Origin of the sequence: Demequina phytophila, from assembly GCF_000971135.1 — a bacterium.
GTDB lineage: Bacteria > Actinomycetota > Actinomycetes > Actinomycetales > Demequinaceae > Demequina > Demequina phytophila.
This window is the reverse complement of the sequence record NZ_BBLW01000001.1, coordinates 191,096-203,288: the sequence shown is the minus strand read 5'-3', so window position 1 is coordinate 203,288 and position 12,193 is coordinate 191,096. Positions and strand designations below refer to the sequence as shown.

Here is a 12,193-nt window from a genome sequence, read left to right as displayed (position 1 = left end):
TCACGCCGCGGCGGGAATGCCCGCCCGCGCGTCTCGGTTGGCAGGGGAGGACGGCGCCGCCACCCTGGGCGCCGCGCACCGACACCGAGGAGGAACCATGGCTGCCACCACGCCCGTGAAGACCACCGAGTCGAGCCCGAAGATCGGCATCAAGGCCGATGACCTCAAGGCGATCAACGCCGGCCTCGCCCAGGTGGTCTCCGACACCTTCACCTTGTACGTGAAGACCCACGGCTACCACTGGAACGTCACCGGACCCCACTTCCGGTCGCTTCACCTCATGTTCGAGGAGCAGTACCAGGAGCTGTGGGCCGCGGTGGACGTGCTCGCGGAGCGCATGCGGGCCCTCGGGTCCGGCGCACCCGGCTCGTTCGCCGAGTTCCTCGAGCACGCGTCGCTCACGGACAACGAGCGGACCACCGACGCGATGACGATGGTCGAGAACCTCGCCCGCGACCACGAGACCCTCGCGCGGCTCGTGCGCCCGCTCGTCGAGGTCGCGGAGGACGCCGGCGACGGCGCGACCGCGGACCTGTTCAACGCGCGCCTCGCGGCGCACGAGCAGGCCGCCTGGATGCTGCGGTCGTTCGCGGCGTAACCCCCTCATCGTCCCTCCCCAGGGACACACGCGCGAGGCCCCGCCGCCCGGTGAACCCGGGCAACGGGGCCTCGTCGCGTCGCGAGCCGTCGGGATCGCGACACAGGTGTTGGTAAGATGCCGACACATTGTCGATAACCGACCCGGCGGGCGCGCGCGCACCTCCGGTCCGACCGGAGGGACCTCTCCATGCAGCGCCTCTACACTGCAGCCTTCACCTACGCGATCGCCGGGTTGGCCTCCGGCCTCTACTACCGCGAGCTCACCACGCTCAACGACTTCGAGGGTCAGCGGACGATGCTGAGCGGGGTCCATACCCACCTGCTCGCGCTCGGCACCCTCGTCCTGCTCATCGTCCTCGTCCTCGAGAAGGTCTTCCGACTCTCCGGGAGCAGGATGTTCGGCTGGTTCTTCTGGTCCTACAACGTCGCACTGGTCGTCACGGCGATGATGATGGGCTGGCATGGCACGCTCACCGTGCTCGGACGCGAATCCGGCGCGGCGATCGCGGGCATGGCCGGACTGGGGCACATCGCCATGACGTGCGCGCTGGTCCTGCTCTTCCTATCGCTCGGCAAGGCGCTGAAGCGCGATACCGCGGCCGTCGCCGGTGCGCCCGACGCCGGTCGCGTCGCCGTCACGTCCTGACCGGGATGGTGGGCGTCGCTCGCGGGTTCAGCCGGGCACGGGGCCGTCATGGACGGCGCGCAGCAGGGCGGTGAGGGTCGTGTCCGGGTCGGCGCCATGCGCTACCGCGCGCGCGGCGGCGGTGAGCATGCCGCCCACCAGTTGCGTGGCGATCGCGGGATCCGCGGCGCCCGAGTCGCGAACCGCGTCCGCGAGCGGCGCGATCTGCTCGTCGTGGAGCGCGGCGATGCGTCCGTGGGTCGCCGAGGGCAGGCTTGCGGGGTCGATCGCGTCGAACGTCCGATGCTCGGAGCCGGTGGCGAGCGCGAAGGCCGTCCTCAGGTACGCGTCGAGCCGGTCCCGAGGCGCGGTCAGGTCCGCCAGCGACGCGCGGATCTGGGCCGTCGCGGACGCGAACGCCTCCTCGACGATGGCGGCGAGCAGGTCGCCCGTCGAGGGGAAGTACTGATAGACGCTCGAGCGTGCGATCCCCGCCGCCGCGCCCACCCTGGCAGGGGTCACCGCCTCGGCGCCTCGCTCGGAGAGCAACGCCCGTCCTGCAGAGACGAGCGCGGCGCGCCGGCGTCGATGGTGCTCGGCGACGGTGGGGGCGTCGATGCGAGGCATCGGGGCCTCCTCTCATGTGCGATCGACATCTTCCCGACGCAACTGTCGATAAGATGTCGACATGACAGTCGAAGACTCTAGCGCGGGCGCAGCCTCGTCCGCCGATGCGGGACAGCCGGGACGGCGGCGGTGGTGGGCGCTAGGCGCGGTCGCACTCGCCGTCTCGCTCATCATCATGGACGCGACCATCGTCAACGTCGCGCTGCCCGAGATCATCCGCGAGGTCGGGCTCTCGTCCACGCAGGCGGAGTGGATGAACGCCGTCTACTCGCTCATGTTCGCCGCGCTGCTGCTCACGGCGGGCCGCATCGGCGACCTGTGGGGGCGGCGCCGCCTCCTGCTCATCGGCATGGTGGTCTTCATCGCGGCGTCCGTGGTGGCCGGGTCCGTCGCCGACGGCGGCGCGCTCATCGCCGCGCGCACCGTGCAGGGCATCGGCGCCGCGCTCATCATGCCGGCGACGCTGTCCACCGTGAACGCCGTGTTCGGCGGCCGCGAGCGCGCGATCGCGTTCGCCGTGTGGGGCTCGACCATCGGCGGCATGGCCGCGGTGGGACCGCTGGTCGGCGGCTGGCTCACCACCGACGTGAGCTGGCGATGGGCCTTCTGGCTCAACGTGCCCGTCGGGCTCGCGGTGCTCGCGCTCGTGATCTGGGCCGTCCCGGAGACCAGGGACGAGACCGCGAAGGGTGGTCTCGACATCCGCGGCGCCGTCATGTCCTCGCTCGGCATGGCCGCGATCGTCTTCGGCCTGATCGAGGGCGGCCGCTACGGCTGGTGGCTCCAGGAGGACGGCAGCCTGTCGCCCGTGCCCGTCGTCATCGCGCTGGGACTCGTGCTGATGGTCGTCTTCGTGCGGGACCAGCTCGTGCGGCGCCGTCGCGGCGGCGTGGTGCTGGTCGACCTCGCGCTGTTCGGGTTGCGCTCGTTCCGTTACGGCTCGATCGCGGCGCTGGTGGTCGCCCTCGGCGAGTTCGGCCTCCTCTTCACCCTGCCGCTGCTGCTGCAGAACGCGCTCGGGTACACGCCGCTCGGCACGGGCTGGCTGGTGCTGTTCCTCGCGATCGGCACGTTCCTGGTGTCGGGTGCGACCCCGCAGCTGACGCGTCGGATCGGCGCGCGAGCCGTCGTCCGCACCGGCCTCGCGCTGGAGGCGCTCGCGGTCGGCGCGCTCGCGGTGACGCTGTCGATCGACGTCTCGGGCGTCCTCATCGCCGTGTGGCTGTTCGTCTACGGCGCGGGCGTGGGCATGGCCACCGCCCAGCTCACCAGCGTGATCCTGGCGGATGTGCCCGTCGCGGAGTCCGGCCAGGCCTCTGGCCTGCAGAGCACCGTCCGGCAGCTCGGCTCCTCGCTCGGCGTCGCGATCCTCGGCACGCTGCTCATGGTGTCGCTGGGTCAGGCGACGGAGACGCGGCTCGCTGAGGCCGGGGTGCCGGCGGACGCCGCCCCCGCGATCGTCGACACGGTCCGTCACTCGGCCGGCGCCGCGATCCCGGAGCTCCAGGCCGACCCCGCGACCACGGTCGCGGGGGACGCCGCCGCGCAGGCGATGGTCGACGCGTCCAAGGTCACGACCGGGGTCGCGGCGGGCGTGATCCTGCTGGGCCTCGCGGCCACCCTCGCCCTCCCGCGGACCCGCGAGCACGACGAGTCCGACGCCGTCGAGGACGGGGCTTCCGCGGCCGCCTGACCGCCGCATCGTCCCTCCCGAGGGACACACGCGCGAGGCCCCGCCGCCCGGTGAACCCGGGCGACGGGGCCCCGTCGCGTCGCGTGCCGGTCAGGGCACGGTGTGGCCCGCGGCCCGGAACATCTCGTACCACTCGGCGCGCGACAGGTGGACGTCGGCACCCTTCGCCGCGGCCTCGACGCGCGCGGGCGTGGTGGTGCCCAGGACCACCTGCATCTGCGCGGGGTGGCGGGTCAGCCACGCCACGGCGATGCCCTCCGCGGGCACCTCGTACTTCCACGCGAGGCGGTCGATCACGGCGTTGAGCTCCTCGTAGTGCGGGTTGCCGAGGAACGGTCCGTTGAAGAACCGCGACTGGAACGGCGACCACGCCTGCAGCGTGATGTCGTTCAGGCGGCAGTAGTCGACGATCCCGTTGTCGCGGTCGATCGACTGGTCCAGGTCGCCCATGTTCATCGCGATGCCGCTGGCGATCGACGGCGCGTGCGTGACGGACAGCTGGATCTGGTTGGCGACCAGCGGCTGGCGGACGCTGCGCTTGAGCAGCTCGATCTGCCCGGGCGTGTGGTTGGAGACGCCGAAGTGGCGCACCTTGCCCGCCGCGTGGAGGTGGTCGAACGCGCGGGCGACCTCGTCGGGCTCCACGAGCGCGTCGGGGCGGTGCAGCAGCAGGATGTCGATGTAGTCGGTGCCGAGCGCCTCGAGCGAGCCGTCGACGGACTCGAGGATGTGCTCGTACGAGAAGTCGAAGTACGGGCCGGGCTGGCGGATGCCGCACTTGGTCTGGATGGTGAGCGCCTCGCGCTCGGACGAGGTCAGCTGCATCGCTTCCGCGAAGCGGCGCTCGCAGCCGTGGTACGGGGGACCGTAGAGGTCCGCGTGGTCGACGAAGTCGATCCCGGCGTCGAGGGCGGTGCGCACCAGCGTGCGGACCTCCTCGTCGGACTTCTCGACGATGCGCATGAGGCCGAGCACCACGGCGGGCGCGGCGATCTCGGTTCCGGGCAGGGTGAACGTCTTCATCGACTCTCCTTGATCAGGGGGAACCGTCCCAGTCTAGAGACGCGACGAGGCCCTCCGTCGCCGACGGAGGGCCTCGCGGGGGGACCGCTCAGATGTAGTACATCGCCGGCTCGCGCACCGGCTCCGGCGGCGCGTCCGGGTTGGGGTGACGGTGCGAGTCGCCCGAGTCCACCGCCGAGGCCGCGGTCGACGCCTCGGTGGGTCCGGGGTGGTTGCGGATGACGGCGGGGATGCCCACCGCGGTCGCGCCGTCCGGCACGTCCTTCACCACCACGGCGTTGGCGCCGATGCGGGCGTCGGGGCCTACGCGGAGCGGCCCCAGCACCTTCGCGCCGGCACCGATGACCACGCGGTCGCCGATGGTGGGGTGGCGCTTGCCCGGGCTCATGGTGGTGCCGCCCAGGTTGATGCCGTTGAACATCAGGACGTCGTCGCCGACGACGGCCGTCTCACCGATCACCACGCCGCTGCCGTGATCGATGAACACGCGGCGGCCCAGCTGCGCGCCGGGGTGGATCTCGATGCCCGTGGCCCGACGCGCGTACTGCGACAGCAGCCGCGCGTACGAGCGCATGTTGCGCTTCCACAGCCAGTGCGCCACCCGGTGGTACCAGACGGCATGGACTCCCTGGTAGGAGCCTGCGATCACCCACCATGCAGGCGCGGCGGGGTCCCGCCTCTGCACGGTGCGGACGTCCTCGAACGCTCGGGCGAGCGCTCCGATCTCGGATGCCATCTGGGTACCTCCGGGTGGGGACTGCTGGGGACGTGAGGAGGGCGTGACGGGCGTCAGTCCATGAGGTCCGAGTAGAGGACCGAGGACAGGTAGCGCTCGCCGAAGGACGGGATGATCGCGACGATGGTCTTGCCGGCGTTCTCGGGACGCTTGGCGACCTCGATGGCGGCGTGGAGCGCCGCGCCGGAGGAGATGCCCACGAGCAGGCCCTCCTTGCGCGCCGCGGCACGGGCCGTGGCGACGGCGGTCTCGGCGTCGACGTCGAAGATCTCGTCGTAGATCTCCGTGTTGAGGATCTCGGGCACGAAGTTCGCGCCGATGCCCTGGATCTTGTGCGGTCCGGGCTGGCCGCCGTTGAGGATGGGCGACTCGGCGGGCTCGACACCGATGATCTGCACGCCGGGCTTGCGGGCCTTGAGGACCTCGCCGACACCCGTGATGGTGCCGCCGGTGCCGATGCCGGCGATGACGATGTCGACCTCGCCGTCCGTGTCGTTCCAGATCTCCTCCGCGGTGGTGCGGCGGTGGATCGCCGGGTTCGCCTCGTTCGCGAACTGGCGGGCCAGGATCGAGCCGGGGCGCTCCTCGGCGATCTTGTTCGCGGCCTCGACCGCGCCGCGCATGCCCTCGGGTCCGGGGGTGAGCACCAGCTCCGCACCGAACGCACGCAGCAGCGCGCGGCGCTCCTTGGACATGGTCTCGGGCATCGTCAGGACCACCTTGTAGCCGCGTGCCGCGCCGACCATGGCGAGCGCGATGCCGGTGTTGCCGGAGGTGGCCTCGACGATGGTGCCGCCCGAGGTCAGCGACCCGTCCGCCTCGGCGGCGTCGACGATGGCGACGCCCAGGCGGTCCTTGACGGAGTTCGCGGGGTTGTAGAACTCGAGCTTGCCGAGCACGGTCGCGTCGACGCCCTCGGCGAGCGCGTTGATCTTGACCAGCGGAGTGTTGCCGATGAGGGCGGTCACGTCCTCGTAGATGCGTGCCATGGGGTTACTTCCTCTTTTCCCTTGAGAGGTGGGTACTTCTGGGTGCACAACACAGGAGCATCGCGATTGATGCCGGGGCGAGCGCTGGGTGAGGGCGAGGCTCGGCGGCTAGGCCGGGCGAGGCGCTTCCAGCGCTCTACAGACAGCAGCAGCCGCAGCAGCGGCAGCAGGTGTCACAGAGAGCGCACGTCGGGACGGCAGAGGCGGGTGCGGGGGCCGCACTGCGCTCGATGCTCATCGTCCAGACCTTTCGTGGGCTTCGGGGTCAGGCTAGCGCCGCGCCCGCGACCGGGGCAACCCTTCCGACGCAACGCCGCTCCTGCTATTACGGTGGGAGCAGGGGCGCGCCCCGGACGTCCCGCGAAGGAGGGGTCATGTCAGGGCCGCTGGATGTCTCGGTCGAGCGCGAGGGGATGGTGCCCGCCGCCGCCAAGGACGTGTGGCATGCGCTGACCGACCCCGATCTGCGTGTCGAGGTGTTCACCATGGTGAGCCAAGCCGTCACGGAGGCCGGGATCCCCGGCGAGGTCGGGCACGTCCTGCAGCTCACCGAGAAGGACGCCAGCAGCGACCCCGTGGTGGTGCGCCTCACCACGGTCGCCGTCGATCCGTACCACCGGCTCGTCCAGGAGCGTGTGGGGGAGGACGGCACGTTCACGTGCACCACGTTCCTCGCCGAGTCCGAGGATGGGACCCTGGTGCGTCGCGTGTTCCACGTCTACCACCCGGACCCGTCCATCGCGGAGCGCGCGATGCGGCGCGCGATCTCCCGCTTCTTCACGCTGGGCGGCACGGTGCGGCTCAAAGCCGACATCGGGGACCTCATCAGGCACTTCTCCTAGGCGCCGTTCCTCGGGACGATGCCCGGGCCGGGAGGTGCGCGGGTTAGCCTGGGCGGACTGCCGGCAGAGGGGATCGACGATGGTCGGGCACAGTGTGAGCGTCGAACGCGAGATCGCGGCGACCGTGGAGCGGGTCTGGGACATCATCACCGACCTCGATTATGCGGCCGAGGTGATCCCCGCGATCGTCAGCCTCGAGCGACTCGAGGGCGAGGGCTACGAGGTGGGCGTCCGGTGGCGCGAGACGCGCAAGATGTGGGGGCGCGAGGAGACCGAGGAGATGGAGGTCGTGGCATCCGAGCCGCCGCGCTCCACCAGCATCCACGCGGAGTCCCGCGGCACCGAGTACCTCACCGTCTACACGCTCGAGCCCACCGAGGCCGGCACCCTGCTGGTATGCGACTTCTCCGCGGAGACGCCGAACCCCGGCCCCGCGCAGCGCATCGGCTGGTTCGTGTTCGGCAAGGCGGGCATGCGGGCGACGCGGAAGGCGCTCGACCAGGACCTGGCTCACATCGCGGAGGCGGCGGAGGGGCGCACCGCCGCCTGAGGCGAGCCGACCGCGCGTCGCGACCCGCGCATCGTCCCCCCTGGTGTCGGAGCCCGGCGATACGCTCGGCATGAGGGGTCGCAGCGGCGACCCGTGGACCCGGGGAGGGGTCATGAACTGGTTCACGTTCGAGGGGATCAGCTGGATCGGGGTGCTCGTCGCGTTCGTCGTGAGCTTCGCGATCGGGTGGTGGTGGTACTCGCCGGCCGGGTTCTGGAAGGTGTGGCGGGACAAGGCGGGCGTCACCGACGACCTGATGAAGGACGCCAACATGGGCGCCGCGTTCGGCGGGACCATCGTGTTCAACGTGCTCGGCGTCATCCTGCTCGCGATGCTGATGGCAGGGCTGGGGATCGATTCCTGGGGTGGAGGGTTGGCGCTCGGCGCGCTGATCGGCCTGGTGTTCCGCGGCGGCGCGCACGCGATCCACAACGGCTTCGCGGTGCGCAGCCCAGGGGTCACGCTCATCGACACCGCGCACGACACGGTGGCGCTCGGCATCGCCGGCCTGATCCTCGGGCTGTTCTGAGGGAATCTTCGCGGCCGGCGATGGTTGATGGATGCATGACAACTGAGATCGCCTCGACCACCCTCGGATCCCTCGACCTCTCGCGCGCACCGCTCGCGCTCGGCGGCAACGTCTTCGGCTGGACCGCCGACCGCGACGCCTCCTTCGCCGTCCTCGACGCATTCGTCGACGGCGGCGGCGAGATGATCGACACCGCCGACGCGTACTCCGCGTGGGTGCCCGGCCACTCGGGTGGGGAGTCGGAGACGGTGATCGGCGAGTGGCTCGCGAGCCGCGGGGGTCGCGACCGCGTGCTCATCGCGACCAAGGTGAGCCAGCACCCGGAGTTCTCCGGGCTGTCGGGGGACAACGTCGCCGCCGCCGCGCGCGCCAGCCTCGGCCGTCTTCAGGCCGACCACATCGACCTCTACTACGCGCACTTCGACGACGAGTCGACGCCGCTTGAGGAGACCGCGGCCGCGTTCTCGCAGCTGATCGACGAGGGGCTCGTCCGCGAGATGGCGCTGTCCAACTACACGCCCGCGCGCATCGACGCATGGCTCGCCATCGCCGAGCGCGAGGGTCTCCACCGTCCCGTCGCGCTGCAGCCGCACTACAACCTTGTCGAGCGCGAGTTCGAGGGCGGGCTGCGCGACGCCGCGGAGCGGCACGGCCTCGGCGTCCTGCCGTACTGGGCGCTCGCGAAGGGCTTCCTCACCGGCAAGTACCGCGACGGCGCGACTGTCGACAGCCCGCGTGCGGCCGGCGCGTCCGAGTACCTCGACGACCGCGGCCGGCGCGTCCTCGCGGCGCTCGACTCGGTGGCGACGGCGCACGGCGTCGGTGTCGCCTCGGTCGCGCTCGCGTGGCTGCGCGAGCAGCCCACCGTGGTCGCGCCCATCGCGTCGGCGCGCTCGGTCGAGCAACTCGAGCCGCTGCTCGCGGCCATGACGCTCGACCTCTCCGCCGACGAGATCGCGGCGCTGACGGAGGCCTCCGCGTAGGGCCGATGCGCGGGTCGCCCGGCGTCGCGAGCGCGTCGCCGGGCGTGGGGTCGGGTGGCGTGACACGATGCGCGCATCATGAACCACTCGCTCTCGCTCGACTACCTGCGTGATCTGGCCGCCCGTGAGTGGGGGCTCGACGTCCTCGCCGCTCGGGACCTGGGCAGCAACGAGGATCGCAACGTGCTGCTCACGCTGGCCGACGGGTCGCGGAGGCTGCTCAAGGTCTCGCACGGCGGGATCGCGCGGGGCGAGCTCGAGGCGCAGGATGCCGCTCTCGCGCACCTGGCCGGTTCCGGGGTCGCGGTGCCGCGTGTGCATCCTGCCCGCGACGGTCGCTCGCTGGTGCCGCTCGACGGTGGCGCGCATGCGCGGGTGCTCGACTTCCTCGAGGGTGAGCCGCCCCGCGGTGCCCGCCTTTCCGCCGGCCTGCCCGCCGCGCTCGGCGCGACCGCCGGAGCGGTGGTCGCGGCGCTGGAGGGCTTCGACCACCCGGGCCTGGGAGAGGGCGGCGACTGGGACCTGCGCGAGGCGCGCCGGGTGCTCGACGAGGCGATGCCGGCACTCGGCGGGGTGTACCTGGAGCAGCTGCCGTCGGTGCTCGCCGAGGCGGAGTTCCGGCTGCTGCACGTGCGCGACGCGTTGCGCGTCCAGCCGATCCACGGCGACCTGACGGCCGACAACGTCGTGGTGGATGTGGACGGCGCGATCGCGGGCGTGATCGACTTCGGCGACCTGGGGCGTGGGTGGCTGGTGGCGGAGGTTGCGGTGCTCGCGTGCTCGCTGCTCCAGCATGATGGGCCGGCCGTGAGCGACGCCTTCGATGCGATCGCCGCGTTCGACGCGGTGGTCCCGCAGACGCGCGAGGAGATCGCGGCGCTCTGGCCGCTGGTCGTGTCGCGGGCGGTGGTGCTGGCGGCGGCGGGGGAGCGCGTGCTGGCCGAGGACCCGGGCAACGACTACGCGCGCGTGCGCCGCGTGCTCGAGGACCGGATGTTGGAGCGTGCCCTCACGCTCGGGTACGACGAGGCGGAGCTGCTGCTGATGGAGCGGCTCGGTCGGGTTGCACCCGTGTCGATGGACGGCGTCGTGCCGATGGTCGCTGGTCTCGCGGACGCGCCCGAGGTCGACCTGTCGGTGCTGGGCGATGCCGCCGACGGGGGTGCGTGGCTGTGGCGCTCGTGGCCTCAGGACGTCCTGCGGGCGGGTGCGGGCGAATGGGCTGCGGTCACGCGCCACGGCGAGCGCCGGCTGACCCCGGAGGCGGTGACCGGTGACGCGCCACGGTCCGTCGCGCTCGGGGTGGACGTGCTGGTGCCGGTGGGGACCGAGATCCGCAGCCCGGGTCCGGGGTTCGCGGCGATGCACGGGCCGCGCGACCTCGCGGTCCAGCTCGACACCGGTGTGACGGTCTACCTGTCGCGTGCATCGACGGTGGTCGGTCCGGACGACGACATCGTCACGGGCACGCTCCTCGCGCGGGCCGACGGACCGTTCCACGTGCAGGTCTGCGCGGTACCGGGGCTGGTGCCGCCGGAGATGGTCACGGCTGAACACGCGGACGCCTGGACCCGGCTGTGCCCCGACCCGGCGCCGCTGCTGGGGAGGGTAGCCGCCGCATCGTCCCCCCGGACGCCGGGCGACCTGCTGGACGCCCGCGACGCCGCGTTCGCCCAGGTCCAGGAGCACTACTACGTGGCACCCCCGCGCATCGAGCGTGGCTGGCGGCACCACCTGCTCGACACGGACGGCCGCGGCTACCTCGACATGGTCAACAACGTCGCGATCCTCGGGCACGGCGAGCCGCGCATCGCGGACGCCGTCGCGCGTCAGCTCAGGCGTCTCAACACCAACTCGCGGTTCCACTACGAGGCGGTGGTCGAGCTGTCCGAGGCGCTTGCGGCCCGGGCGCCGGAGGGGCTCGACACGGTGATGCTGGTCAACAGCGGGTCCGAGGCCGTGGACCTCGCGATCCGGGTCGCGCGCGCCGCGACCGGTCGCACGGACATCCTCGCCCTCACGGAGGCGTATCACGGGTGGACCGTGGGCGCGGATGCGATCTCGACGTCGCTGGGCGACAACCCGGGCGCGCTCGAGTCGCGGCCCGACTGGGTCCACCTGCTCGACGCGCCCAACACGTACCGCGGGCGCCACCGCGGGTCGGATGCGGGTGGCTACCTGGAGGACGCGCTCGCGCGGCTGTCGGAGATGGACGATGCGGGGGTCGTGCTGGCGGGGTTCGTCGCCGAGCCGATCTTCGGCAACGGCGGCGGGATCCTGCTTCCCGACGGCTACCTCGCGGGTCTGTACGAGGCGGTGCGGGCGCGCGGTGGCGTGGTTGTCTCCGACGAGGTGCAGGTGAGCTACGGGCGGCTCGGCGAGCACTTCTGGGGATTCGCGCAGCAGGGCGTGGTGCCGGACGTGATCGCGGTCGCGAAGGCGATGGGCAACGGCCACCCGCTGGGCGCGGTCATCACCACGCGTGCGATCGCCGAGGCGTTCGCGGTGGAGGGGTCGTTCTTCTCGTCGGCCGGCGGCAGCCCGGTGAGTGCCGTGGTGGGGTCGACAGTGCTGCGCGTGCTCGACGAGGACGGGCTGCAGGAGAACGCCCGCGTGGTCGGGGCGCTCCTGCGGGACGGTCTGATGGGGCTGACCGTTCGGTTCTCGGCGCTCGGTGCGGTGCACGGGATGGGGCTGTACCTGGGCCTCGAGGTGGTCGCGGGCGGACCGGACCAGCCGGACCCGGTCGCGGCGCGTGAGATCTGCGAGGCGATGCTGCTCGAGGGTGTGGTGGTGCAGCCGACCGGCGACCACAAGAACGTGCTCAAGATCAAGCCGCCGCTCACGATCGACTCGGTGGCGGTGGAACGGTTCCTGGGTGCGCTCGAGCGGGTCATGGTGCGCCGGGAGGCGTGGGCGGCGCTGTGAGCCGCGCCGGAGGGGTCCGGTGCGCCCGGGCAGGGCTGGTTCGCCGCGGCGCGGCCGGTTGGATTGAT

Annotated in this window: 12 protein-coding genes; 8 read left to right on the top strand and 4 right to left on the bottom strand. The window is 71.9% G+C overall.

Translation table 11 applies throughout. The features are described from left to right. Positions 1-97 precede the first annotated feature (97 nt). Positions 98-598, top strand: coding sequence for a Dps family protein (locus AOM01_RS01010; RefSeq protein ID WP_062287685.1), 501 nt, complete (start codon positions 98-100; stop codon positions 596-598). Positions 599-787: 189 nt separating this feature from the next. Continuing rightward, entirely contained in the window at positions 788-1,246 is a 459-nt protein-coding gene (locus AOM01_RS01005; RefSeq protein ID WP_062287682.1) for a DUF2871 domain-containing protein, read from the top strand. A gap of 27 nt (positions 1,247-1,273) precedes the next feature. On the opposite strand, the gene AOM01_RS01000 is transcribed toward AOM01_RS01005, so the two are convergent. Beyond that, complete coding sequence (locus AOM01_RS01000) at positions 1,274-1,852, bottom strand: TetR/AcrR family transcriptional regulator (protein WP_062287679.1); 579 nt, start codon at positions 1,850-1,852, stop codon at positions 1,274-1,276. A 61-nt stretch (positions 1,853-1,913) separates the two neighbouring features. On the opposite strand from AOM01_RS01000, the gene AOM01_RS00995 reads away from it, so the two are divergent. Continuing rightward, entirely contained in the window at positions 1,914-3,545 is a 1,632-nt protein-coding gene (locus AOM01_RS00995) for an MFS transporter (RefSeq protein ID WP_062287676.1), read from the top strand. A 90-nt stretch (positions 3,546-3,635) separates the two neighbouring features. Here AOM01_RS00995 and AOM01_RS00990 read toward each other — a convergent pair whose 3' ends face one another. The 3 genes from AOM01_RS00990 to cysK all read right to left on the bottom strand — a co-directional run bounded on the left by AOM01_RS00990 (position 3,636) and on the right by cysK (position 6,293). Beyond that, a complete protein-coding gene (locus tag AOM01_RS00990; RefSeq protein ID WP_062287673.1) occupies positions 3,636-4,568 on the bottom strand; it encodes an aldo/keto reductase in 933 nt (310 codons plus the stop codon). A gap of 88 nt (positions 4,569-4,656) precedes the next feature. Further along, positions 4,657-5,304: a serine O-acetyltransferase gene (cysE, locus tag AOM01_RS00985; RefSeq protein ID WP_082109875.1), complete on the bottom strand. Its 648-nt coding sequence runs from the start codon at positions 5,302-5,304 to the stop codon at positions 4,657-4,659. Between the two features lie 53 nt (positions 5,305-5,357). Further along, positions 5,358-6,293: a cysteine synthase A gene (gene cysK / locus AOM01_RS00980; RefSeq protein WP_062287670.1), complete on the bottom strand. Its 936-nt coding sequence runs from the start codon at positions 6,291-6,293 to the stop codon at positions 5,358-5,360. A gap of 374 nt (positions 6,294-6,667) precedes the next feature. Here cysK and AOM01_RS00975 point away from each other — a divergent pair, with 374 nt between their 5' ends. From AOM01_RS00975 to AOM01_RS00955, 5 genes are all read left to right on the top strand, one after another. Next, positions 6,668-7,135, top strand: a complete 468-nt coding sequence (locus AOM01_RS00975) for an SRPBCC family protein (RefSeq protein ID WP_062287668.1) — start codon at positions 6,668-6,670, stop codon at positions 7,133-7,135. A gap of 94 nt (positions 7,136-7,229) precedes the next feature. Beyond that, positions 7,230-7,685, top strand: coding sequence for an SRPBCC family protein (locus AOM01_RS14550; RefSeq protein WP_062287665.1), 456 nt, complete (start codon positions 7,230-7,232; stop codon positions 7,683-7,685). A 112-nt stretch (positions 7,686-7,797) separates the two neighbouring features. After that, on the top strand, positions 7,798-8,214 hold the full coding sequence (locus AOM01_RS00965) for a DUF1761 domain-containing protein (protein ID WP_062287661.1): 417 nt from the start codon (positions 7,798-7,800) through the stop codon (positions 8,212-8,214). A gap of 35 nt (positions 8,215-8,249) precedes the next feature. Beyond that, positions 8,250-9,197: an aldo/keto reductase gene (locus tag AOM01_RS00960; RefSeq protein ID WP_062287657.1), complete on the top strand. Its 948-nt coding sequence runs from the start codon at positions 8,250-8,252 to the stop codon at positions 9,195-9,197. Positions 9,198-9,275: 78 nt separating this feature from the next. Next, positions 9,276-12,125, top strand: coding sequence for an aminotransferase (locus tag AOM01_RS00955; protein ID WP_062287654.1), 2,850 nt, complete (start codon positions 9,276-9,278; stop codon positions 12,123-12,125). The last annotated feature ends 68 nt before the right edge of the window (positions 12,126-12,193 follow it).